At 54.7% G+C, this 23,328-nt stretch carries 22 protein-coding genes; 2 read left to right on the top strand and 20 right to left on the bottom strand.

The genetic code is table 11. The features are described 5' to 3' along the window. Positions 1 to 11 precede the first annotated feature (11 nt). The 13 genes from ET810_RS07735 to ET810_RS07675 form a co-directional block, all read right to left on the bottom strand. Complete coding sequence (locus ET810_RS07735; protein ID WP_087453507.1) at positions 12 to 1,070, bottom strand: ferredoxin reductase; 1,059 nt, start codon at positions 1,068 to 1,070, stop codon at positions 12 to 14. A gap of 189 nt (positions 1,071 to 1,259) precedes the next feature. Further along, the gene (locus ET810_RS07730; RefSeq protein ID WP_087453506.1) at positions 1,260 to 1,766 is read right to left on the bottom strand and encodes a DUF6912 family protein; all 507 of its coding nucleotides are present in this window, start codon (positions 1,764 to 1,766) and stop codon (positions 1,260 to 1,262) included. Then, positions 1,766 to 2,176 (bottom strand): HAD-IA family hydrolase, encoded by a 411-nt coding sequence (locus tag ET810_RS07725; protein WP_013241381.1) that lies wholly within the window; start codon positions 2,174 to 2,176, stop codon positions 1,766 to 1,768. Before ET810_RS07725 ends, ET810_RS07730 begins: the two co-directional genes overlap by 1 nt. Before the next feature lie 207 nt (positions 2,177 to 2,383). Further along, positions 2,384 to 2,686, bottom strand: a complete 303-nt coding sequence (locus ET810_RS12030; protein ID WP_171483296.1) for a hypothetical protein — start codon at positions 2,684 to 2,686, stop codon at positions 2,384 to 2,386. A gap of 88 nt (positions 2,687 to 2,774) precedes the next feature. Beyond that, positions 2,775 to 5,318 (bottom strand): preprotein translocase subunit SecA, encoded by a 2,544-nt coding sequence (gene secA, locus ET810_RS07715; RefSeq protein WP_134316240.1) that lies wholly within the window; start codon positions 5,316 to 5,318, stop codon positions 2,775 to 2,777. A 155-nt stretch (positions 5,319 to 5,473) separates the two neighbouring features. Continuing rightward, positions 5,474 to 6,136, bottom strand: a complete 663-nt coding sequence (gene hpf / locus ET810_RS07710) for a ribosome hibernation-promoting factor, HPF/YfiA family (protein WP_087453504.1) — start codon at positions 6,134 to 6,136, stop codon at positions 5,474 to 5,476. Between the two features lie 137 nt (positions 6,137 to 6,273). Next, positions 6,274 to 6,882, bottom strand: a complete 609-nt coding sequence (locus tag ET810_RS07705; RefSeq protein WP_134316239.1) for a ComF family protein — start codon at positions 6,880 to 6,882, stop codon at positions 6,274 to 6,276. A gap of 18 nt (positions 6,883 to 6,900) precedes the next feature. Continuing rightward, positions 6,901 to 8,637: an MtrAB system accessory lipoprotein LpqB gene (gene lpqB, locus ET810_RS07700; protein WP_134316238.1), complete on the bottom strand. Its 1,737-nt coding sequence runs from the start codon at positions 8,635 to 8,637 to the stop codon at positions 6,901 to 6,903. A gap of 1 nt (position 8,638) precedes the next feature. Further along, positions 8,639 to 10,288 carry an MtrAB system histidine kinase MtrB gene (mtrB, locus tag ET810_RS07695; protein ID WP_180316380.1) on the bottom strand — a complete coding sequence of 550 codons (1,650 nt, stop codon included), beginning with the start codon at positions 10,286 to 10,288 and terminating at the stop codon, positions 8,639 to 8,641. A gap of 29 nt (positions 10,289 to 10,317) precedes the next feature. After that, the gene (mtrA, locus tag ET810_RS07690) at positions 10,318 to 10,995 is read right to left on the bottom strand and encodes an MtrAB system response regulator MtrA (protein WP_087453501.1); all 678 of its coding nucleotides are present in this window, start codon (positions 10,993 to 10,995) and stop codon (positions 10,318 to 10,320) included. 136 nt (positions 10,996 to 11,131) lie between these two features. After that, positions 11,132 to 11,755: a dTMP kinase gene (locus ET810_RS07685; protein WP_087453500.1), complete on the bottom strand. Its 624-nt coding sequence runs from the start codon at positions 11,753 to 11,755 to the stop codon at positions 11,132 to 11,134. Continuing rightward, positions 11,755 to 13,194, bottom strand: coding sequence for an adenosylhomocysteinase (gene ahcY, locus ET810_RS07680; RefSeq protein WP_087453499.1), 1,440 nt, complete (start codon positions 13,192 to 13,194; stop codon positions 11,755 to 11,757). Before ahcY ends, ET810_RS07685 begins: the two co-directional genes overlap by 1 nt. 190 nt (positions 13,195 to 13,384) lie before the next feature. Next, positions 13,385 to 13,738 carry a DUF4259 domain-containing protein gene (locus ET810_RS07675; protein WP_087453498.1) on the bottom strand — a complete coding sequence of 118 codons (354 nt, stop codon included), beginning with the start codon at positions 13,736 to 13,738 and terminating at the stop codon, positions 13,385 to 13,387. A 651-nt stretch (positions 13,739 to 14,389) separates the two neighbouring features. Between ET810_RS07675 and ET810_RS07670 the strand changes: the two genes are divergently transcribed. Beyond that, positions 14,390 to 15,163: a hypothetical protein gene (locus ET810_RS07670; protein ID WP_134316237.1), complete on the top strand. Its 774-nt coding sequence runs from the start codon at positions 14,390 to 14,392 to the stop codon at positions 15,161 to 15,163. 71 nt (positions 15,164 to 15,234) lie between these two features. Here the strand turns inward: ET810_RS07670 and manA are convergent, their stop codons facing one another. The 4 genes from manA to ET810_RS07650 all read right to left on the bottom strand — a co-directional run bounded on the left by manA (position 15,235) and on the right by ET810_RS07650 (position 19,531). After that, positions 15,235 to 16,392, bottom strand: coding sequence for a mannose-6-phosphate isomerase, class I (manA, locus tag ET810_RS07665; protein ID WP_087453497.1), 1,158 nt, complete (start codon positions 16,390 to 16,392; stop codon positions 15,235 to 15,237). A gap of 55 nt (positions 16,393 to 16,447) precedes the next feature. Beyond that, on the bottom strand, positions 16,448 to 17,434 hold the full coding sequence (locus ET810_RS07660) for a hypothetical protein (protein ID WP_087453496.1): 987 nt from the start codon (positions 17,432 to 17,434) through the stop codon (positions 16,448 to 16,450). Between the two features lie 183 nt (positions 17,435 to 17,617). Further along, positions 17,618 to 18,997 (bottom strand): phosphomannomutase/phosphoglucomutase, encoded by a 1,380-nt coding sequence (locus ET810_RS07655; RefSeq protein WP_134316236.1) that lies wholly within the window; start codon positions 18,995 to 18,997, stop codon positions 17,618 to 17,620. A 132-nt stretch (positions 18,998 to 19,129) separates the two neighbouring features. After that, entirely contained in the window at positions 19,130 to 19,531 is a 402-nt protein-coding gene (locus ET810_RS07650; RefSeq protein WP_087453494.1) for a DUF3499 domain-containing protein, read from the bottom strand. 93 nt (positions 19,532 to 19,624) lie between these two features. Between ET810_RS07650 and ET810_RS07645 the strand changes: the two genes are divergently transcribed. Next, positions 19,625 to 20,080 carry a metallopeptidase family protein gene (locus ET810_RS07645; RefSeq protein ID WP_087453493.1) on the top strand — a complete coding sequence of 152 codons (456 nt, stop codon included), beginning with the start codon at positions 19,625 to 19,627 and terminating at the stop codon, positions 20,078 to 20,080. A gap of 144 nt (positions 20,081 to 20,224) precedes the next feature. On the opposite strand, the gene ET810_RS07640 is transcribed toward ET810_RS07645, so the two are convergent. The 3 genes from ET810_RS07640 to ET810_RS07625 all read right to left on the bottom strand — a co-directional run bounded on the left by ET810_RS07640 (position 20,225) and on the right by ET810_RS07625 (position 23,257). Continuing rightward, positions 20,225 to 20,524, bottom strand: coding sequence for a WhiB family transcriptional regulator (locus ET810_RS07640; RefSeq protein WP_014300514.1), 300 nt, complete (start codon positions 20,522 to 20,524; stop codon positions 20,225 to 20,227). 519 nt (positions 20,525 to 21,043) lie between these two features. Further along, positions 21,044 to 22,132, bottom strand: a complete 1,089-nt coding sequence (manB, locus tag ET810_RS07630) for a mannose-1-phosphate guanylyltransferase (protein ID WP_087453492.1) — start codon at positions 22,130 to 22,132, stop codon at positions 21,044 to 21,046. Between the two features lie 174 nt (positions 22,133 to 22,306). After that, positions 22,307 to 23,257, bottom strand: coding sequence for a glycosyltransferase family 2 protein (locus tag ET810_RS07625; protein WP_134316235.1), 951 nt, complete (start codon positions 23,255 to 23,257; stop codon positions 22,307 to 22,309). Positions 23,258 to 23,328 lie beyond the last annotated feature (71 nt).

Below are 23,328 nucleotides of genomic sequence, written 5' to 3'. Positions count from 1 at the left end.
CAAGACTCCTTTTATACGCCTATGGTGAGATCGCCAGCCGCTACGCATACGCATGTTCGTACGCGGCTGCCCGGCTCATGGGTTTCCCCTGTGACTAAGTTGTGAGCATGCCCCTCAATCAACGGTCTGACGCAGGTATGGCACACCCCCATGCGGCAGCCGAACGGAAGGTTAACCCCTGATTTTTCGCCAGCCTCCAAAAGGGTTGTCGCGCCATCTGCGTGAGTATTTCCTCGATCACCAAAAGTGATCACCCCGCCCTGTGCGTCACTGGCGCGGTCGATAGTAAACCTCTCCGAGGTGATGGTGACGCCGCGTTCTTCTGCCCACGCGTGGGCGTCGTCAAGCATGCGCGAAGGACCACAAGCAAAGATCGCGCGTGACGTGATGTCGGGTATAACGTGTTCATAATCCTGCGGGGTGAGGCGTCCCTCGCGAGCCGTAATCCGGCGAATGACCTGAAGCTGTGGATTTTCTTGTTCCAGTCGTGTGAGCTCCTGGTCAAAGAGAAGCTGGTCGGTGTCGTGGACGCAATACACCAAGACTGCATGGCACCGCTCTAGCTGTTTGCGCTCAGCCATCGTGCGCACCATAGAAATAATCGGGGTGATTCCAGTCCCGGCGGCCAAGAAAGCAATCTTGCTGGGAACCGGCTCACTCAGATGAAAGTCCCCTGCTGGAGCAAGCAGCCGAATCGTGGTGCCGGGGCGCACAGAACCCACCAAATGGTTGGAAAGCTTTCCCTTTTCTACAGCGCGAACAGTGATTTTCAGCGTGTGCGCATGAGGGCCTGGCGCGTTGGTCAAAGAGTAGCTGCGCCACACAAAGCGCCCATCAATTTCCACCCCGATCCCGATGTACTGGCCTGCGTGGAAATCTGTTTCCACTCCCCATCCCGGAATGATGGAGAGGTGAACAACATCGCGATCGCGGTGCACTTCCTGGATTTGTCCGCGTAGTTCGCGGGTACTCCACAAAGGATTGACCAGGACAGAGTAGTCATCGGGCAAAAGCGGTGTGGTGAATCTTTTGAGCACTCCCCGAAGAGATGCTAGGCGGTCACGTGCCATGGATAAACCTCAGATTGTTTTCCTAGAAAAAGTTACTTTGCAGTAGCTTACGTATCCGTAGGTTCATTGTCCACTGATCCATAAAAAATAAAGAAAAACCGTTGTGTACAGCCCTTTTAAGGACCAACACAACGGTTGAAAAAACTAAAACCCGCTATATTCTCCGATATAACACGGTTTTCTCAGAAGTTAGAGCAGCTCAACCAGAGCACCCAACTCACTGGGGTCATACCACGCAAGGAAATTATCCAGCGCGTCCCCCACGATCAATTCAGCATCCTCTACGCCTAAATCAGCCTCATCGATGGCCTCGATAGCCTTAGCCGTAGCCTCCTCAGACGATTCAACGTCTACGTGGATCGCAGCTACCGAATCCAAAGACACAGCGGACGGAGACAGCTTGACCACGGACTCCCCTAGCTCTGGCTCTAAGGAGACGTTTTTATCCGCAATATCTGCAGAAATCACGACACGACGGTGCGGGAATTTTTCCTCATCCCCGACCGCGAGCAACCTGATGGAAGCCAAGGCCGCATCCTCGAACGCCGAATGAGCTATCTCGTCTTCATCGCCCGACGTATAAAATTCCCGAAGCGCAGGAGTCACCGCAAATCCGTACCCCGAGCGTGCAGAAATTTCCCCTTGCTCACTCAGTTCTTTGAGCAGAGAGAAAGTCGCAGGAACATAGACGCGCATCAGAAGTCACCGCTTAGGCCAAACAGCCCTGAAAGCTCAACGACGGTACGGTCAAATTGCTGGTAGAAGACTCCCACAAGGCCGCACTCTACTGCTGCACGGACGTTCAGAATCGAATCATCAACCATCACGCAGTCGCGCATAGGCAAACCAATTGCATCAGCAGCGGCCTGGAACGCAGCCTCTTCAGGCTTCTCTGCGCCGATCTCACCGCTGAGGATGACGGCATCGACGATTCCTTGCGTCTGAAGAACACGAATAGGGTCTGCACCAGGGCCGCCCGGATCATTCGACAGCACCGCAGTGCCGATCCCATTCGCCCGCGCAGCGGATAAGAGATTGCGCCAGCGTCGCTGGTCTTCTACCGGCCCATCAAGGACACCTACATAATCGACGATTAAGCCGCGCACAGCTTGCCTACACCTCACGTAATTATTTCTGGAAAAAAGAATTGACCTTGGCTATTGTTTCACATTAGTCAAAGGAAACGCACGCCCACGCGTCTTTTTTGGCCGCAAAACACACAGAGCCTGCCTTGGAATCGTGTTCTCTTAAGGAAAGACTACATGCTTGTCCCGATTCCTGGACTCAGCTATCTCAAAACTTTCACAGTGGATTCATCGCAACATTCCAGCGAGTCTTCCTACGCGCCAACGGATTGTCAACGCCTGCAGCTGCCCGATTACGTGCACAAAGAATCCAAGTCCCTGCTTTTTATGGCCTTGAACGCCGCCTTTGGCATCCGCTCGATCACCCCACTGTGCCACGAGCAATTCGACGATCAAGTGCACCGGCTCATTGCCGCTCGTCGACGCTCGATGCCAGCCGTACGCGGGCGCCTCGTCATGGAAGCACTCCATCTGCGCCCGCGCGGGCAGCTTATCGACGCCCTCGGTTCCGCCAACATAGACAACAAGCACTCGGCTACCTCGCCCAGTTTTTGCCTCTCGACGCAACAACCCGCAGGCTGCGAATGCGAAGCCTGCGGGTTATCTAGAGTGTGGCTCGTTAAGCCTCTACGGTCTCATCTACGGCTGGCGCCTGGAACTGCTTGCGCAGCAAGAAGAGCTGGCGCACAGTCTCCTCTTTGATTCCGTCCTTCATGGCGTTGAACATATCGCCACCTTCTTTTTGGTATTCCACCAGAGGATCGCGCTGCGCCATGGCGCGCAAGCCGATACCTTCTTTGAGGTAGTCCATCTCATAAAGGTGCTCGCGCCACTTCTGGTCAATGACCGGGAGAATCACCATGCGCTCGATATTGCGCATCTGGGCCTCTCCACCGATGGCAGAAACGTTTTCTTCCAGCTCGGCATACTGCTTGTGTGCGTCCTCAAGGACAGCAGCGCGCAAGTCCGCCTCAGACAGCTCGCCCGCTGCACCGTACTCGGTGCCGTCGATAAGCTCCTGTGCCTGCATGGAAGGCCCATACAGCGACTCAAGTGCGTTCCAGAGTGCGTCAAGATCCCAGTCTTCAACGTAGCCCTGCGCGGTTGCGCCATCGACGTAAGCACCAATGGTGTCATCGATCATCTTTTGGATGTTGTCAGCGATGTCTGCGGACTCAAGGATCTCACGACGCTCGCTGTAGATAACCTTGCGCTGCTCGTTCATGACCTCGTCGTACTTCAAGACGTTCTTACGCATCTCAAAGTTCTGGTTCTCCACGGAAGCCTGGGCACCCTTGATGGAGTTGGTGACCATTTTTGCCTCAATGGGCACATCGTCTGGAACGCTGAGACGATTCATCATGTTTTCCATGGACTGCCCGACAAAGCGAACCATCAGTTCATCACGCATCGACAGGTAGAAACGGGTGGTGCCGGGGTCGCCCTGACGGCCCGCGCGTCCGCGCAACTGGTTGTCGATACGACGAGATTCATGGCGCTCAGTGCCTAGGACATACAGGCCACCAGCGTCGCGCACCTCTTCAGCCAATTTCTCGCCGCGGTTTTTCACCTTGGCCAGTTCTTCATCCCACGCAGCCTCGTACTCTTCCGGGGTCTCCACGGGGTCGAGCCCACGCTCACGCAGGTTAATATCCGCGATGATGTCTGGGTTACCACCCAGCACGATGTCCGTTCCACGTCCGGCCATGTTGGTAGCAACCGTGACAGCGCCCGGCAAGCCGGCTTGCGCCACAATCTGAGCTTCCTGCTCATGGAACTTGGCGTTGAGCACGCTGTGTCGCACGCCACGGCGCTGCAGCAGCTTGGAGAGGTATTCCGAGCGCTCAACAGACGTGGTACCTACGAGCACCGGCTGTCCCTTGGCAACGCGCTCTGCGATGTCATCCACAACGGCAGCAAACTTAGCTTCCTGGGTCTTATAGACCAGGTCTGTCATGTCTTCGCGCTGATTGTCGCGGTTAGTCGGGATCGGGATGACGTCCAGCTTATAAATCTGGTGCAGCTCAGAGGCTTCTGTCTCCGCAGTACCCGTCATTCCAGCGAGCTTTTCATACAGACGGAAGTAATTCTGCAGGGTGATCGTAGCAAGGGTCTGGTTCTCGTTTTTGATCTCCACGTTTTCTTTGGCCTCAATGGCCTGGTGCATGCCCTCGTTATAGCGGCGACCATCCAAGACGCGGCCGGTGAAGTCGTCCACGATAAGAACCTCGCCATTGCGAACGATGTAGTCCTTGTCGCGGGTAAACAACTCCTGCGCCTTGATAGCGTTGTTGAGGTAGCTCACCAGCTGCGAGTGCTCAGGCGCGTAAAGGTTTTCGATTCCCAGCTGATCCTCGACATACGCTACGCCTTCTTCTTTAATACCCACGGTGCGCTTACGCGCATCCACCTCAAAGTGAATGTCACGAGTCAAACGCGGGGTGATCTGAGCAAAGACGCTGTACCACTGCGAAGAACCATCGACCGGGCCGGAAATAATGAGGGGGGTACGAGCCTCATCGATAAGAATGGAGTCAACCTCATCCACGATCGCGTAATGATGTCCACGCTGCACCAACTCGTCAAGCGAGCGCACCATGTTGTCGCGAAGGTAATCAAAACCCAGCTCGTTGTTCGTGCCATACGTAATGTCTGCGTTATAAGCCGCACGACGCTCAGTAGGCTGCATATTCGCCAGGATGACGCCGACCTCAAGGCCTAGCCACCGGTGCACACGACCCATCCACTCAGCATCGCGCTTGGCCAAGTAATCGTTCACGGTAACAACGTGAACGCCCTTGCCTTCCAGGGCATTAAGGTACGCGGGGAGCACACAGGTAAGCGTCTTGCCCTCACCAGTGCGCATCTCGGCGACATTGCCAAAGTGCAGTGCCGCTCCACCCATAACCTGAACTAAATAGTGCTTCTGTCCCAGGACACGCCACGATGCCTCGCGCGCAACAGCGAACGCCTCGAGCAGGAGGTCGTCGACAGTTTCGCCCGCCGCGATTCGGTCCTGGAACTCTTTAGTCTTTGCCTTGAGCTCGTCGTCGGAAAGCTCAGAAAACTGAGGCTCGAGATCGATAACATCTTCAGCGATTTTCTTCAGCCGCTTAACAGCGCGCCCCTCGCCAACGCGGAGCATCTTGGAAAGTCCAAACACGTGCACTAAGTCCTTAGAAATGTTTTAAATATGTGGTTTATAGCTGTAACTTCGCCATTGTAATCACAGGCGAAACAAATTAAAGAACCCGGATCACCTTTATTAGAGGGAATCCGGGTTCTGCATTATCTCGTTTCCACAGGAAAAGCTAAGGTTTAGCTCTCTTTTGCCAAGGAGATAAGGCCGTAGTCAAAAGCGTGACGACGATAGACAACCGATGGGCGACCCGTCTCCTCATTAACAAACATGTAGAAGTCGTGGCCCACAAGTTCCATCTCGGAAAGAGCATCGTCGACGCTCATCGGGGTGGATGGGTGCTCCTTGTGACGAACAACTCGTCCTGGCAGTACTTCCTCTACTGAATCCGCATAAGGATCGTGGTCATATTGGGAATCAGCGCGAGCTGTCTCTGCTTCCTGCACCAATTCAGCAGCGACCTCTCCGGCTCCCTTAGGCGCACGGTGCCCCGACAGGGAGATGGAACGGCGAGCCTTCACCTTACGCAGGGAACGCTCCATCCGAGCCAGCGCTGTCTCCAGCGCGGCGTAGAAGCTATCTTCCTTAGCCTCAGCCCGAGCAATGTGCCCCTTGCCGGTAGCCGTGATCTGAATACGGTCAGACTGCTCAGAGCGACGTGGGTTGGGCTCGTGCTGCAGCTCGACGTGGAAGAAGGTGAGTGTTGGATCAAGACGAGCTATCTTAGCGAGTTTGGCATTAACACGTTCCGCAAAGTGCTCCGGAACTTCAACGTTGCGGCCAGTGATCGAAACCTGGACGTCAGGGCTCAGAGTCTCGTTGTTTCCAGCAGGCGTGGTCATAATCACGTACCTTCCTGTATCAGCCGCCCGGTTTTTGATGAGTGGGATTACTCAGCTTTCCCTTATATCGGCGGGTTTCAACTTCCAAGAACCAGAGTACATCTGGTCATAACCATTTTGCCACCGGTTTTGTCCTACTACACATTTGATAGCCCCAAGGCTCCCCTAATTTTTACGTTCGCACTGGTCAAAACCGCTACCGACTCCGCAAGGGTAGCACCCGTTGTGATCACATCGTCAACGATGAGTACCGCAGACGAGGGGACCCCGGTCAGAAAAACGTTTCCAGAAAGGTTGCTCCTACGCTGAGAAACATCTAATCCGACCGAATCTGACACAGCTGGCCGATGCCATAAGACACGCTCAGTGCGCAAGCCACTGGCGCGGCATATTAATTCAACTGGGTCGCCGCCGCGCTGTTGTGCGGAGCGCATACGAGTCGGGGCAGGAAGCAGCACAAAGTCTTCCTCCACTTCCCCTAAAGCCGCAAGATACTCAACCGCTACAGCCACCACCGACCCAAGGTAACGCACCGCGTCTGTACGACCGCGCTCCTTGAGGTTAATGATCGTTCTACGCCGTACTCCGCCAAACTCGCCCAGAGACCACACAGGAACGTGCGGATCAGCCAGAGTGGTGACCCGCTGGGGAGCCCGTGACCACTCAGTTTTACACTCCCCACACATCCGTATCCCAGGTTTCCCGCACCCCACACAAGCCTGCGGAAAAAGAAATTCCCACACCATATCCCCCTGCTTTAGTTTTTAACGCGGCACCACGATAACAGAACGCCCTCCCTCAAGGCCCTGAACCTCGCGCCAATACACCGTAGCTGAATCAGAGTTAGGGAGTTCTAGGGCCACGCGGGCATCAGTGATGTATCGAGTAGAGGAATTTGAGGCGACCGAGACCACAGGCGCAACAATATTTCCAGCAGAAAGTTTGGTTGCGATAGAACCATCTTGTGCAATTACCCACACCGGGGCTTCAGAACTAGACGTCCCCACGATCAAAGAGCCATTGCTCTCCCAGTCAAGAGACACTGCCGTATCTTGGATCGCCGGCATGACTTCATGGATATTGGTGATCTTGCGTTCTCCAGCGTTGGGACGCGACACAATGCCGATATACACGCGCCCGCCGATAATCATCGCAGCGCGTACGCCACTGCGCGAGAGCTGCAACATTGATATGCCACTCGACGCCTCCGCAAGCCCGTCCATAGACACCTCGGTTTCCACGATGTCTCCACCTGAGGAAGAACGCGCAAGACGAATAATCTTGCGACCATCTTGTACCGTCCACAGCGACGATGCACCTGGCTCAAATGTCGGTTTGGTCATTGTCTTAGCCGACAAAACTTCGGAATAATTTCCACCCACAGTGCCCAGCAACAAACTAGATTTTTTCGTGTCTCCACTCCCCACGGCTCGCACCGCAGCAGTCACCTTGTCTTTGCTTGAGATCGCCACTGACTCAATATCGTGCACCGCCCCATAAGGACCGGCCACGGGCGCTGCTTGACCGCCCACGACGCTGCGCAAGCTGCCGTTAGTCAAAGCATAGGTTTCTGTGGACACCGACGCACCTGCTTGCGGGTTGTACTCTGCAAAGTCATCCACAGTGAGCTCTTCACTATCACGACGCTCAGATTTGATCGGAACCCCATCAAAGGCAAATTTGAACGGCCCTGCCGAACCCGAAAGCGCAAGCGTCCACACGAATTGTGCAGAAAGCCTCCGTATCTCGTCTTGACCCAAGCCGGACATGCCGGTGAATTGATAAAAGCCATTACTCAAACCCGCAAAAGCTGCCCCAGAAGGCACCTCATTAACCACGCCAGGGGTGAGATTGCGTGAAGGCCCGCCGATCATCAAGGTAAGTAGCGCGCTCTCTACGCTGTTGCGCGATGCACTCGAATCCTTGAATACCCAGCGCCGATCCGATACCAGCGTTGATCCGCTGGTATCAAAGAAATACAGCTGCTTTGGGTCATAGTGATTCCACAGCTCATTGCGCTGCACCACAATCTGGTCAGGAAGCTCAGCTATCCGCCACTCAGAATTAACCCTTTCCAAAGTGATGGTGGTGCTATAACTCTCATTTTTAGAAACGTACGATCCGCCTTCTTCAAGCGAACCCACAATGTTGCCACGCACATCAAATACCCGGCGCGACGCTGAGCTACTCGCAGAGGAATTAATATCGATCCCGTCCAGCACCAATACGCTTGTACTGGGAGACCACCGCTCAGAAGCAGCACCTGTGAGATAGCCTCTTGCGCGTTTATAGCGTTGGGAAGGGTTCGTGCTTGCCTCGTAGAAATCGCGCAACAACAAGTCCGGCTCTTGTCCCGCAACTGGCGCTTGCTGCTCAGTGGAGGTACTCACGTCAAAACCTCGGATAGCCTGGGGATCCGAACCGCTGGGCAGAGTTGTACAAGCGCTCACCAGAACACCGACGAGCCCGACCGATAGCCCTAAGCGAGCCACTCTAGCCATACTATTTCCCTAGCCTTTCCTCGGTGTCTTCGCCTTGCTGCACATTCTGGCTCAGAGGTTCTTCCGCTATCTCTTCTACTGCGGGTGCTTCAACGTCACCGGACGTTTCCGGTTCTTCGGACGTCAAAGAGCCCGGGGCTGCAAGTTCGATGGGGGCAGTCGTGATATCGGAGCGTGGGGTGAGCGGCAGCGTAAGCAAAAACATGGTGCCCTGCCCTGGCACACCCGCTGCTGCCAAAGTTCCGCCATGCAAGACCGCATCTTCACGGGAAATCGCCAGCCCTAGCCCCGTACCGCCGGAATGACGGACCCGGGATGGATCGGCGCGCCAGAACCGGTTAAACACCAGCTCTTCCTGACCAGATTTCAGCCCCACGCCATGGTCTACAACGGCCACTGCTACAGCGTCTTCGGTGACGGCGCAGTGAACGTCGACAGGCTTTCCATCCGCATGGTCAACGGCATTGGCCAGAAGATTACGCAGCACTCTTTCTATCCTGCGTGAATCGCCCACCAGGTTTACAGACTCGGCGGGGACGTCAAAACGCACGTCGATGCCCAACTCTTGTGCAAGGTGCTCGACCTGCTGCCACGCTGCGTTAATGCACGCGCGAATATCAAGGTTGCTCTCTGCGAGGTCTGCAACGCCTGCATCGTGGCGAGAAATCTCCAGCAGGTCTGCCAACAGTGCTTCAAAGCGATCGAGCTCTCGCACCATGAGTTCGGAGGCGCGCTTCGCACCGGGCGAGAGGTCGTCGGAACCGTCTGCGATCATGTCTGCGGCCATGCGGACCGTGGTAAGCGGGGTCCTTAGCTCGTGGGACACATCCGAGGTGAACTGGCGTTGTAGATTGCCGTACTCTTCCAGCTGCGCGATTTGTTTGGACAGGGACTCAGCCATGGAGTTAAAACTCATTGCCAGACGCGCCATCTCGTCTTCCCCATCAACTACCATGCGCTCGCGTAAATGGCCTGAGCTAAAGCGCTCCGCGATACGGCTGGCAGAACGCACCGGCGTGATCACCTGCTGTGTGAGCAGCCAGGTGATCCCCACAAGCAGCACTACCAAGACAATGGCCGCACCCGAGAACAAACCGCGCAAGAGCGCCAGGGTTGCCTCGTCGGATTCCATGGACATCACTAGATAGACTTGTGTGTTAGGAATATCGGAATTGGTGGGGGTTCCGATGATGAGGGCCTTGTAGGTTGTGCCGTTGGCGCGATCGATGGTGGCAAATTGATAGGAAACCTGCCGTTGATCCACAAAGCTCCGAAGCCGCTCTGGGATGCGGTATCCCTCCGGAGAGGCGATGACAGAACCATCGGGGTTGTTGACCAGGATGACTGGCTCATAGACCGCCTGGTCCTCTGCGGATGCCACCTTGTTGGCCAGCGCAGCCCGGGCAGAATTGAGACGAACCTGCACGCTACTGGAGGCACCAGTGGCCTTGATTTGTTGCTCCACGGACACGCATGCACGATCGATCTCCGAGTTTGCGATGTCTAACTTGGTGTTGATTAACCGCTGGGTGACAAAGCTGACCAATACAAAGGCCAAGATCATCATGACTACCAGCGATGCCGCGAAGATAGATCCGAGAACCTTGAATTGGAGCGAGGTGCGCCACAGCTCAACAAAGCGATGTCGCAACCGTTTCAGGCCATACGCAGAAATAGAACTTACTCCTGCCCAGTCTTATATCCGACGCCTCGGACGGTGAGCACAATCTGGGGATTTTCCGGATCCTTCTCAATTTTTGCGCGCAATCGCTGCACGTGGACGTTGACCAAGCGCGTATCCGACGCGTTCCGGTATCCCCACACTTTTTGCAGTAGTTCTTCACGGGTAAACACTTGGCCAGGCTTACTTGCCAGCTCAAGAAGCAAATCAAACTCCAGAGGAGTGAGCTGGATAATTTCCCGCCCGCGGCTTACCACGTGGCCGGGGACGTCGATAGCAAGGTCGCTGATCTCGATAACATCCGCGGGTGCGTCATCCGTACGGCGTAACCGTGCCCGCAGACGAGCAATAAGTTCCTTGGGTTTAAAAGGCTTGGTGATGTAATCATCAGCGCCGGTTTCCAGCCCCAACACCACATCAACTGTGTCCGTTTTGGCCGTGAGCATCACTATGGGCACCGTCGAGTTCTGGCGGATCAAGCGGCAAATATCGATGCCGTTCATCCCTGGAAGCATGAGATCCAGAAGAACGAGATCGGGTTCTTCCCTGTTAAAGGTGTCTACTGCTAGGGCACCATCGGTGACAGCCACGGTATTAAAATCTTCAGCTTCCAGCACGATCGTAAGCATCTCAGAGATCGCTGGATCGTCATCAACGACGAGAATCTTCTGGGGCATCTGCCTGAAGTCCTTCCTCAAACAAGCGCGGAATACCCACCGCCGTCGCCCCTATGTGCGAGCTTTGCTCACACAGGAGCGCCAGAAGAAGGTCACATCTTGCCTAGCGGGTTTCCATAATGATTTTAAAACTAACTCATTTCATCGTACCCAGGGTTTGGATAATCCTGAGTGCGACATCATCGACAGAGTCTCCCAACTGCGCCACAATCCAAAGAGAAAAACGCTCTTCCTCTGCTAATCTGGCGTACGCATCTGAGGTACGAACCTGCAGGCTGTCGTTGGTTTCATAGCAGTCGCGAGAACGCTCCTCGTCCTGTTCCTCCCGCTGTGCAGCACGCTGGGCCGCTACTTCCGGCGAGGTGTTCAGGAGCACTTGTATATCGGGGGTAGGAAGCCCAAACTCCCCAAACTCAAGGTCAGAAACCCACGTCACCAGATTCCAATCTTGTGCGCGGGCAGCCGAATAGGCAGCATTGGAGGCGACATACCTATCGAGCAAGATAATGTCTTTGCTTCCCTTATATGACTGAAGCTCCTCCGCTATCTCCCTACGATCCAGCGCAAAGAGCAGCGCCATGGCATAGATAGAATCGCTGACATCGCCCATTTCCTGGTACAGGGCCTTCTGTGCGAGATGGGCGTGAATGGAGTCGTGATAACGCGGAAACCCTAAAACTCGCGCATCAAGCTTTTCGACAAGGGCGCGGACCAGCGTATTCTTGCCCGCGCCGTCGATTCCTTCAATAGCAATAATCATTAGTAACGGTAGTGCTCCGGCTTATAAGGTCCCGCGACATCCACGCCTATGTATTCCGCTTGTTCTTTGGTCAGCTCAGTGATTTCCCCGCCCAAAGCCTCAACGTGGATCCGGGCTACCTTTTCGTCCAAGATCTTGGGCAGGCGGTAGACCTCATTGCGGTAACGGCCATCGTTGCGGAAAAGCTCTATCTGAGCGATGGTCTGGTCTGCAAAGGACGTGGACATCACAAAGCTGGGGTGTCCGGTGGCGTTGCCAAGATTCAAGAGGCGTCCTTCTGACAGCACGATGATTGCGTTGCCGTTGGGCAGCGTGAATTCATCGACCTGCGGCTTAATTGTCACGCGCGAGACGTCGTTGCGGTGCAACAGCGAAGCCATATCTATCTCATTATCAAAGTGACCGATGTTGCCAAGGACCGCATGGTCTTTCATCTTCAGCATGTGATCGAAGGAAATGATGCCCATATTCCCTGTCGCAGTGATCACGATATCCGCTTCAGAGATTGCCTGATCCACTGTGACCACAGAGAATCCGTCCATTAGTGCCTGAAGAGCATTAATTGGGTCGGCTTCTGTGACTTTTACGCGAGCGCCCTGCCCAGCCATTGCTTCTGCGCAGCCTTTGCCCACATCACCATAGCCACAAATCAAGACGTTCTTGCCGCCCATCAGCATGTCGGTGGCGCGATTGATGCCGTCGATAAGCGAATGGCGCGTGCCGTACTTGTTATCAAACTTGGACTTGGTCACGGCGTCGTTAACGTTCATTGCAGGGAAGGGCAGCACGCCTTCTTCCGCAAAGTGGTACAGCCTATGCACACCTGTCGTGGTTTCCTCAGTGACGCCTTTCACGGATGATGCGATAGCCGTCCACATGCCAGGATCTGATTCCAACGTTGCCCGCAGCATCTCCAAGAACGCCTGATATTCGTCGGAGTCCCCTTCCTCGCTCGGTGGCACAACGCCGGCTTGCTCATACTGGCGACCACGGATAACTGCCATGGTCGCGTCCCCACCATCATCCAGGATCATATTGGGAAGCTGTTCACCCGGCCATGCAAAAATTTTATGAACGCAATCCCAATACTCGTGGAGAGTCTCGCCCTTCCATGCAAAAACCGGAACACCCTGCGGGTTATCTACGGTCCCCTCGGGTCCAACGACAACCGCAGCTGCCGCCTCATCTTGGGTGGAGAAGATGTTGCACGATGCCCAGCGCACTTCCGCCCCCAGTGCCACGAGCGTCTCGATCAACACGGCAGTCTGAACCGTCATGTGGATCGAGCCGGTAATCCGAGCCCCGGCGAGTGGCTGCTCTTCGCGGTATTGTTCCCGCAGCTGCATCAAACCAGGCATCTCGTGCTCTGCGAGACGGATTTGGTGGCGGCCTGCTTCCGCGAGGCTTAAATCTTTCACCTTGAAATCAAAAGAGGTCATTTAAGTATTCCTTCTCACAAGTGCCGCGCACCTAATACATCGAAGCTCTATCAACGTATCCCGACGACAATCCCAGTGGTGTCTTCCTAGAAGTCTTTCATAACGCGTGTGCAGATGGGGCGTTACGACGCCCCTCCCCCAACAACACTTCCTATAACCGCACGCTGGCCAAAAAGTGCCGCCCCCTGGATTAGCTCAAAGCCTCTAGGAAAGCCTCAAGGTCTTCTTCCGTATCGGCTTCTTCTAACAGCTTGCTCGCAGACTCGTGCAAAGCCTCATCGCCTTCCCCAATATATTCCCGGATAAAGGGATAGGCGCTTACCAAGTCGCCGTCGCTAAAAGGCGCTCCCGCCCAAATAGCCGCGATTGTCGCTGCGGCCAGGCCGTTAAGCTGCTCGTCTTCAGAAACCCGACCCGTTCCCGTTGCTAAAACGCAGGCATCGCGCACAGCTTCTACGATGTCATCGCCGTCTAGATCGTTCAGCTCGTCGAGGAAATCAACGTTAACTTCCTCAGAGAAAATCTCACTCTCCCAGGTGATCATGGGTTATTCCTTTCACTACTTTTATTTTAACCAAAATATTCGGCGCATCGACGGGCCATCGCTGAGCTAACTCTATTCAATGGACATTCGAGGTTTTAAACCGCCCCTCCTGTCAGATTTGGCACAGCTCCGCAGGAAAATACGCCGGAGGCGCCTAACGCCTATTCGCAAGGGACACCACAATCATTAAGGCGCCCCTCAATCAAGGATTCGACCGCAGCGCCGATCGCGTACGTACCTCTTTTATTACACCTCCGCGAAGACAGCCGCTACTGCCTTACAAAAACTTATTTTATGATTTTCCCTATAGAAATAACTGACACTCCTAATCATTACTGCGCTCATCAGACAACGATCAAAAAACTTATTTTCATCTGCGAGAAGAGTCCTCATCGTTTCCCATAACCTTCTTTTGTCGCAGCTCCCAACAGCGTGTTCTTTTTATTAAGAAACAGCGCCGTCGAGATCACGCTCAGGTTACAGAGCACTAAAAGGTATGCTACGGTCGTTTTTGTTATCAAATCGTGACTGGATTTCTCCCATCGTTCTCGAGCCGACTGGCGAAGAGCCGCTCCGCACCGAACGATAAAGAGGACCCACGCATCACGATGCCGACGTACGACATCCATTACGACGTTGAGAGGAGCCGACGTGGACAACACTTACACCCGCCGGTTTCTATTGTTCATTGCTGCCGGCACCACGCTAGCTATTGCCATCGGCATCTTGGTCTGGAAGCTCGGGAGCCCCCAGACCACTGCATCAAGCACAATCTCCGACGCTGGGCCACAAAAATTGGAAGAAGCCGCCGTGACTTCGTCCTCTAGCGCCACGCCTCAGCCGCCGAGCAGCACCCCGGCCCCAGCAGCTTCATCGCCTCAAGGCGATTCCTACGCTGTTCATACGCCGTATCCAGTGGCCCCTCAGCGCGCTACTCCTCAGGTACGTCACGACCCCCTCATGCCGCCCAATGCGCATCTGGGAACCGGAAAAACGAATCCCCCAGTCACCACTGTCTCTGCTCCCCCAGCACCACAAGTGAAAACAACACTTGTGGTTCCGGAGACGGACTCGCCTGTTATCCATGATCCTGCAGAAGAAACGCCCCAAAACCAAAGCTCTCAGCCTAGTACCTCTACGATTCCGGTGACAGAGGGGGCTTCTGCCAACCCAGCCCAGTCTTCGGAGAAGCCAGACCAAAGCATGAGCAGCACCTCTATGGAGCCAAGCCCAGCCCCCACGGAAATCATCACAGAGCCCACCGCTCCTTTGGTGGACCCTTCCAGCGTGCGCAAAGCCTTGAGTTCCGCTGGAACTCTTCTTAACCCGCATGCGCAGCCTCGCGCTACTGCACCACAAGAAACTGAGCCTAAGCCTGCCGCACCAGCACAGCCCACAGAAAAATCACCGGTTCCGCAGCCTTAAAACAGATAAGTTTAAGAGGGGGCAGCTCCGACTCGCTGCCCCCTCTTATTTGTATCGTGCTAAAAATCAGGTCACACGGTAGCTACAAAGAGCTGGCCCTGTCCGCGCGCCTCTACCTCAGCATCAGCGGCAGAGAGCCACAATGCCTGAGTTGGGCTAAGGGGAACTCCATCGACTTCCACTGTTCCGGCCGTGCACAAAAGGATGGCAGGGCCGTCGTGAGCGATCTTCTCTGTGGTGTTATCAAGGTCGAATCGCTTAATAGCAAACTCGTTAATAGGCACTGGATAAACTCCAGATTCTGCCTCCACAATGGGGTCTTCTAAAGAGGAAAACTTCAGCACGCGCACGAGCTCCGGAACATCAACGTGTTTGGACGTCAACCCGCCACGAAGAACATTGTCGGAGTTTGCCATGATCTCAACACCAAGGCCCCGAACATAAGCGTGCAGGTTACCTGCGTCGAGGTAGATAGCCTCCCCCGGCTGGAGAACAACGTAATTGAGCAGGATTGCGCCCAATACTCCCACGTCTCCGGGATACTGCTCATTGAGCAACACGATGTTCTTCAGCGCAGCGCTCATCCACTCCGGGGCAGTGTCTGCTTTTTCTTTCGCAGAAGCCACTACCGCGGCAATGAGATCGCGTCGATGTGCAGTAGGAATCGTGATCCACGTAGTAAACAGCGCGCGCAGGTTATCGGATTCCTTGAGCGGATTATCCACCACCATTGCGATGTAGCGCTCTAATTCTTCGCAGTCGAGGAACCGCAGCATCTCCAAGGTCTTAGCCAATGGACGGAATCCTGCCATCGCATGGAACTCGGTCAAGGCGACCAGCAGCTCAGGCTTGTGGTTATCGTCCTTGTAGTTCCGGTTATGAGCTCCAAGCTGAATTCCCTGCTCGCTATCCCGAGCAAAACCTTCTTGAGCTTGTTCCAACGAAGGATGAGCTTGCAAAGACAACGGCTGATCAGCTGCCAGAATTTTCAGGAGGAATGGAAGCCTCTCTCCAAATTCACTGTGCACACGATGCCCAAGCTGTTGCTCAGGAGCTGCGGCGATATGCTCAGCGAGGGACTCATCACCAATCTGCGATGGTCCGCCCGGATGGGCACCATACCAAAGTTCAGCGATTGGGCTGGTTCCCTGCTCCTCGCCTCTGAGTTTTTGGATGAGTGTCCTAGAGCCCCAGGCATAGGCCTGCGCACTTGGGGACAGCAACTGCATGTCATTCCTCCCGATATTCCGTACCAGTCTTGGCACCGATGTAAGAGAATACTTGTTAACTCGATAGAAAGGCAGTCGCCGCGAAGCCACGAGCAATCATTCGCAGTGGAGTGCCCATGAACCCAGCGTCGACAAACTCTGTCCGCTCCCACACACCCTGATCAGGTTCACACCACGCAATCGTTGTTACGCTTTGTCCCGCGGGAGCTTTATCCAAGTCAGGATCAAAAAATATGTCTTTAGGTGCATACGAGAAACGTCCCAAGGCAGCCCCAAGTTCCTCGGAGGGAAGACTCGTCGATTCTTTCCCATAACTAGTCCATAACACAGCTATGAGATTGGCCACTGCCACAGCAGGGGTGGTAGCGCCAGTATGAATGACATGCTCGGTTATCTGAGCTAGCTGACGCGCCCTGTTGATGTCCTCATCGCACTCCGGCGAGCACTGCAGAATTTCCACGTCCACGTAAGAGGCGTAGTCCTCCAAAGCACGAGCAGTTCCTTCTGCATCCTGGTCAAGCAGCCCCAGCACCGCCATCACTACGGTGATAACGCGAAGAGGGCTTGGCCCCTGTGCCAGAGGAAGAACTGGCACAACTGCTGCGTCGTGACCGGCGTCGTCGTGAAGCATCCCCTCTGCAGCACTAGCAAGGATTACTGTGCAGCCTCGACGTATCGCAGTAGTGAGAGCTTGAGATAAGTGTTCCGAGGAAGAACGCTCAGTAGCAATGATCACGATATCCAAGGGCCCCACGTAGCGCGGCAATTCTGCGGTAACGATAACGGGAACCTTCAACGGAGCATGCAACGCTATAGCCGCCTGCGCCGAGTGCGTGGCAATTGCCTCTGTGGTGACTACAACGAGGCTTCGCGGTTGTGTTCCTTGCACAACATCAAGCCCGCCGGAGCGAACAAACTCCGCAACCACTCGTAGCTGCGCGCCTTCATGCGCTATATCGTAAAAAGCCACGACTTCTGGGGCATAGGAATGACTAGGCATAGCGGCAGCACCGCTCTCGCGGAAAATCTCCTGTGTATTCATTTCCTTCCAATTGTAGGCGCAAACCGGAAGGCCCATTCTGCTTAGTCTTTAGCACAATATGCAAAGGCTCCCAGGGACACCGCCATACATGGCTACATGTTCCCTGGGAGCCAGACACTCACAGTACAAAACTAACGTAAACGTTGCTGCTTAGAATCCTCTTGTTGGAGCCTATTGCGCGTTCTATTGTGCGCGAATAACCCCAAGGATTTCTGTAACTAGGGCATCTACTTCTTCTGAGGTAGGAGCTTCAACGTTTAGGCGCAGAAGCGGTTCCGTGTTGGAAGCACGAACGTTAAACCAGGCCTTGGTGTCTTTGAGCTCCACGGTGACGCCGTCGAGACGATCAACGCTCTCGGTGCGATCCGCAAAAGCATCAAGCACTGCTTGTGTGCGCTCGGCCTGTGCTTCAGCACTAGCCAAACGCGAGTTAATCTCGCCTGATGCCTCATATCGCGAATATTCTGCCATCAGCTCTGACAGCGGTTTGTCTTGTCCACCCAGCGCCGCCAGCACGTGCATTGCCGCAAGGATGCCAGAATCGGCGTTGAAGAATTCAGAGAAATAGTAGTGAGCGGAGTGTTCGCCGCCGAATGCCGCACCGTGCTCCGCCATCTGCGCTTTGATAAAGGAGTGTCCCACCCGCGTACGCACTGCGACACCGCCATTTTCTGCGATGACCTCAGGCACGGTCTTGGAGGTGATCAGGTTATGAATAATCGTGCTTCCTGGGCGCTGCGCGAGGTATCGTTCCGCGACAATAGCGCAAATAGCAGAGGAGCTCACAGGATCACCGTTTTCATCAACCACAAAACAGCGGTCTGCGTCGCCGTCAAAGGCTAGACCGATGTCTGCTTTTACCTCTGGGGTGAACTTTTGCAGATCTACAAGGTTCTTGGGATCGAGCGGGTTGGCCTCATGGTTAGGGAACGTTCCGTCTAGTTCAAAGTAAAGAGGCTTCACGTCGAGTGGGAGTCCTGCAAAAACTTCAGGAACCGTGTGTCCACCCATTCCGTTTGCCGCGTCCACAGCAACAACGAGCGGTCGAATGCCGGAGAGGTCTACAAGGTCACGAAGGAAGGAACCGTAATCCGCGAGGGTATCTTTCTGCGTGATGGTGCCGGGTTCGCCGTCATAAGCAGGAACGCCTTCCACCAGCATGTCAATGATCGTGCCCAAGCCTGTTTCTTGCCCCACGGGACGCGCACCAGAGCGGCACATCTTGATGCCGTTATATTCGGCCGGGTTGTGGGACGCGGTGAACATCGCACCAGGGCAGTCCATAACGCCAGAAGCGTAGTACAGCTGGTCCGTTGAGGTGAGTCCCAACGCAATCACGTCAACGCCTTGCGCAGTAACCCCGTCTGCGAAAGCTTGAGTGAGTTCGGGTGACGATGGCCGCATGTCGTGGCCTACGGCGACTTTAGTAGCGCCCTCGTTACGCATCAGATGGCCAAAAGCCGAGCCTACCTCGCGGATGAAGTCAGCATCGATGTCAACGCCGACTACACCTCGCACGTCATAAGCCTTGATGACCTTGGTCACCGATTCACGGGTACGCATCTACCAAATCCCACCTTTCAGGGATGAACAAAAGTACTCCGAAGAGATTGTACTCTGATTCGTCCCATCCCCAGCAGTGTGGGCGTTGGATAATGCGTTATGTAAGCCGCCGCGGAGCCGCAATGAGTCGGTTTAGTAGTCGTCCTCCGGGTCAGGAACAACCGAGAGGTGGCCGCGTTTAGTGTTCTTTGACACCTGTTTACGTTGCGCGCGGTGAACTGGGTGATTAACTCCAAAATCTTGATTGGAATCGATCAACCCGCTTGTGGTTCTGCCGGCTTCCCGCACTGCCTCTGCAAGAGCTGTGAGGTCCTCGTCGTCGTCGTCAACTGCATCGACGCGCAGCAACTCCCATCCCAGCGGAGCTGTAATTTTGGACGCGTGGAATTCACACAGATCCCAGCTATGCGGATCACTGTTAGGTGCCAAAGGGCCAACCACAGCGGTTGAATGTGCGTACGCGTAAGTCAACGTAGCTACGGCAGGCTTACCGCAACCGGGGCGAGAACAACGACGAAACTGATTCACGTCCATAAAGTCTAGACTCCTAGTTGAGGTTTAGGTAGCCCAGGGGGACTTCGGCGCGTTCTACCGACCTAGAGCGCTCTTAGTTTTAGTGTTATCAGCATGGATTACCGCCTGAATCGAGACCGCCACGGCAGAGGGCTACGAGGCCCCGCGTTCCCCACCGCCGTTCCGCGCTACCGTTCACGGCGTTCGCTTTTCGACGCCGCAGTGCTTGAGGCATATGCGCCCATCCAACAAAGTTTTGCCCAGCAGCTTGCACATCTAGACATTGCGGTAGATACGGTTCCGCGTATGCGACTCAACGTCAATGCCGCGTTGTTGCCGGACGAAGTTGCTGCCGATGGGCCCGTCCCATTAGGCCGTGTGATCCCCGCAGGAATAGATCATCTAGGACATCCCACCCGCGCCAGAATCGTCCTTTTCCGCATGCCGATTGAGCAACGGACCAACTCAGCGCAAGAGCGCCAAGAGTTGCTCACCATGGTTCTTACTTCTCTTGTGGCCAATTATCTCAACGTGTCCCCCACGGATATTGACCCAGATTTTCAGTGGTAAAACCGGCATAAGGCATCACTAGCGACGGAACAGAGCTCGCACTAGAGTCCCAGCCCATGATTCCATGGCTAGGAACACACAGGTGTGCACAGATAAAGGACCTCCCAGGTGTCACGCCTAGCAGGTCCCTCGTACTACAAAGCCTTAACCGATATCCCGTTTGAGTCTCCGGCGCTCACGTTCAGAAAGACCGCCCCAGATACCAAAGCGTTCATCGTGTTCTAGCGCGTATTCCAGACACTCATCGCGCACAGCACACGCCTGACAGATGCGCTTTGCTTCACGGGTAGATCCGCCCTTCTCCGGGAAGAAGGCTTCTGGATCTGTCTGGGCACATAGGGCCTGCTCTTGCCACTCCTGCTCAACTGCACCAAACAGGTCATCTAGCGTCAGCTCTAGGGGCGTGCGAGTCCGAGGCGCGGCGTTACTGGCCATATCTTCCACGCCACTCTCCTCTCCTCGTTGATGTTCACATATGCGAGTTCTTACGCGAGGAAAACCCGCGCCAACTCACAACACACCACATAGATACACAGCACACTCACGCAGAATTAGCGGGATATGTAAAGCCATATAAGAAGACTATGCAGCGAATTACATACTTGAAATTCAACACTCCAACACAAGATGCCGTCAACCTGAGAGTGTATTTCCCCTTGAAAAAAATGAATTTCCCCAGCTCGCAAACTTCACGAGTCACATCTTTAACACAACGTATGCCACGGGGGCAGACGCCAGGGGTACTACATCTAGTAGTTCCAATCTAGCGCCGCCACTGGGGCCTCGATGGCCAGCGTGTCACTGCAGCCATCACATTCCCTCGTGCTATCGCACACAAAAGAAGTTTTACGTATACCCCGAGAGCCCTCCGACTTTTATTCAACCACTCTATTTTTTAGCAGCAAAATGCCTTCCAGAACGCACACACACGCCACTAAAATTGAGATGGTCGACACAGTTTATTTAGGCGTCAGAACTGAACCGGATTCCAGCAGTGGGGATCTCAACCCCTGGCCATACCCGTAGCCCGTTTAAAAGCTCACAGCGTGCACCAATCTGTGCACCCTCGCCAATAACGCAGCCCTTGATTCGAGCATTCGCGCCGATACGAACACCATGAGCAATGATGGAATCTTCGATGACTGCGCCCGGTTCGATGGTCACGCCATCAAAGACCACGGTGTCGTCGAGACGGCAACCCGCGCCGACTTCCGTACCCCGGCCGATAACGGTGCCGCCCAGTAAGAGCGCGCCATCTTTCACGCCGGCGGACTCGTCGATAAGCGATTCGCCTGTGCGCCCCTCAAGCAGCGGCGACGGCGCAATGCCACGAACCAAATCGGAAGAACCGCGAACAAAGTCCGCCGGTGTCCCCATATCGCGCCAGTATGCATTATCCACATATCCGAAGACACGACGCCCCTCTTCCAGCAACTTGGGGAAAGTCTCGCGCTCAACGGACACCACACGGTCAGCGGGAATCGACTCAATCAGTTCGCGGCGGAAAACATAACAGCCAGCGTTGATTTGGTCGGTAGGAGGATCCTCCGTCTTCTCCAGGAACGCCGAAACGCGCCCATCAGCGTCAGTAGGAACGCATCCAAAAGCCCGTGGCTCGGGGACTCGAACGAGGTGCATGGTCAAATCGGCCTGCTTCTCGTGATGCGCATCAAGAATTCCACCCAGATCCGTACCACCAAGCACGTCTCCGTTGAAAACCATGACGGTATCTGCGCGAAGTTTCTCATAAACGTTCCGGATACCGCCGCCAGTGCCTAGCGGCTTATCCTCAACAACGTATTCGATCTCCAAGCCAAGGTCTTCACCATTGCCAAAGTACTCTTCAAAGACCTCTGCCTTGAAAGATGTACCTAGCACAACGTGCTTAATACCGGCAGCTTTGATTCGTGCAAGGAGATGCGATAAGAACGGCACACCCGCAGTCGGCAGCATCGGCTTCGGAGTCGACACCGTCAGCGGACGAAGGCGCGTGCCTTTGCCACCAACCAGGATCACGGCATCTGTGTTACCGCGCAGCGTCGTTGTGGTCATTTTTGATGTCCTTACTTTTCTTGCTTGTCACGCACGCCTAGACGTGCACCTCCGGATTGACTCAATCAGACTACCCTGACAGAACCCGAAGTTTATGCTTCCACGCAGAATACCCAGCGACACGGACCGCTATTCCAAGCACAGGAACTCGGCCCATGCCTCCCGACCCAGAGGTTATTTTTTCAGTTTCGCCGACGCTACCGCCACAAAAGCGCGAGCTTGGAGTCCCAGTTTTAAAACAATACGGATGGGCAGCTGCCACGCATGGGGATGACGATCCGCCTGGAAGCGATACGCCGACTCGTGATGCGCGGGCAGCATCTTTTCCGGATGCTTTCCTGCCGCGTGTCCCACAGCATGAGTAATAAAAGAGGAAGGACAAAAGACGTTATCAAAGCCTGCGCGGCCAAACCGGTCGCCCAGATCCATGTCTTCCATATACATAAAGTACCGCTCGTCAAAACCACCTATGGCATCAAACGCATCCCATCGAACCAACAAGCACGAGCCAGATACCCACCCGGCGGTGCGCTCAGTACCCATGTCAGCATCGTCCTTATACGCCTTTGTCCATGGATTATGCGGCCATATCGCACCAAATAACGCGTGTCCGATGCCGTTGCTTAGCGTAGGAATAGCACGCGCCGACGGATACGCAGACCCATCGCTTTGCCGAATATAGGGACCGATTGCGCCAGCATGCGGCCAACGTTGCGCGCATTCGAGCATGACGTCGATCGAGCCTTTATCAAAGACCACATCGGGATTGGCTAAGACGAAGAACTCCGGTTCTATGCCACCATTTGCCCGTTTGTCCTTGAGGTGGCGAGCCGCTGCATTAATTGCAGAGCCGTAGCCAATGTTGCCGCCGGTAGCAAAAAACTCCACGCCGTCCCGTTCTTTCGCGGCAGCCTGAGGAGTTCCATCTGTGGATCCGTTGTCTGCGAGGACGGTATACGCACCCCGCACGGTCGCTTCGCGTACAGAATCCAGGAATGCTGCAAGGTGATCACCGGGAGAGAAAGTAACCGTAATCACGGCTATCGGCTTGGCATCTGTTGTAGTCACCCGCTTGAGCTTAGTCGGGCGTATCTGGGAATCGAGATCTGCCACGCTTTTATTCATCGTTGGGAATCCGAACACACAATAAAAACAATTTCGCAGAAAAACTACGGCTTTTAGCCCTACTTCACCTA

Origin of the sequence: Corynebacterium silvaticum, assembly GCF_004382825.2 — a bacterium.
GTDB lineage: Bacteria > Actinomycetota > Actinomycetes > Mycobacteriales > Mycobacteriaceae > Corynebacterium > Corynebacterium silvaticum.
Note: the sequence above shows the minus strand (reverse complement) of the source record. Positions and strands in the feature narration are given on the sequence as shown.

Bases quoted from the DNA above. Each gene is read 5' to 3' on its own strand.
- ET810_RS07660 (WP_087453496.1), bottom strand. From the start codon at position 17,434: ATGAATACACAGGAGATTTTCCGCGAGAGCGGTGCTGCCGCTATGCCT.
- hpf (WP_087453504.1), bottom strand. From the start codon at position 6,136: ATGACCACGCCTGCTGGAAACAACGAGACTCTGAGCCCTGACGTCCAG.
- manA (WP_087453497.1), bottom strand. From the start codon at position 16,392: ATGCAGTTGCTGTCCCCAAGTGCGCAGGCCTATGCCTGGGGCTCTAGG.
- ET810_RS07625 (WP_134316235.1), bottom strand. From the start codon at position 23,257: ATGAATAAAAGCGTGGCAGATCTCGATTCCCAGATACGCCCGACTAAG.
- ET810_RS07675 (WP_087453498.1), bottom strand. From the start codon at position 13,738: ATGATCACCTGGGAGAGTGAGATTTTCTCTGAGGAAGTTAACGTTGAT.
- mtrA (WP_087453501.1), bottom strand. From the start codon at position 10,995: ATGCCCCAGAAGATTCTCGTCGTTGATGACGATCCAGCGATCTCTGAG.
- ET810_RS07645 (WP_087453493.1), top strand. From the start codon at position 19,625: ATGGATTACCGCCTGAATCGAGACCGCCACGGCAGAGGGCTACGAGGC.
- lpqB (WP_134316238.1), bottom strand. From the start codon at position 8,637: ATGGCTAGAGTGGCTCGCTTAGGGCTATCGGTCGGGCTCGTCGGTGTT.
- ET810_RS07730 (WP_087453506.1), bottom strand. From the start codon at position 1,766: ATGCGCGTCTATGTTCCTGCGACTTTCTCTCTGCTCAAAGAACTGAGT.
- ET810_RS07655 (WP_134316236.1), bottom strand. From the start codon at position 18,997: ATGCGTACCCGTGAATCGGTGACCAAGGTCATCAAGGCTTATGACGTG.
- ET810_RS07685 (WP_087453500.1), bottom strand. From the start codon at position 11,755: ATGATTATTGCTATTGAAGGAATCGACGGCGCGGGCAAGAATACGCTG.
- manB (WP_087453492.1), bottom strand. From the start codon at position 22,132: ATGACCACAACGACGCTGCGCGGTAACACAGATGCCGTGATCCTGGTT.
- ET810_RS07735 (WP_087453507.1), bottom strand. From the start codon at position 1,070: ATGGCACGTGACCGCCTAGCATCTCTTCGGGGAGTGCTCAAAAGATTC.
- ahcY (WP_087453499.1), bottom strand. From the start codon at position 13,194: ATGACCTCTTTTGATTTCAAGGTGAAAGATTTAAGCCTCGCGGAAGCA.
- ET810_RS07705 (WP_134316239.1), bottom strand. From the start codon at position 6,882: ATGGTGTGGGAATTTCTTTTTCCGCAGGCTTGTGTGGGGTGCGGGAAA.
- ET810_RS07650 (WP_087453494.1), bottom strand. From the start codon at position 19,531: ATGGACGTGAATCAGTTTCGTCGTTGTTCTCGCCCCGGTTGCGGTAAG.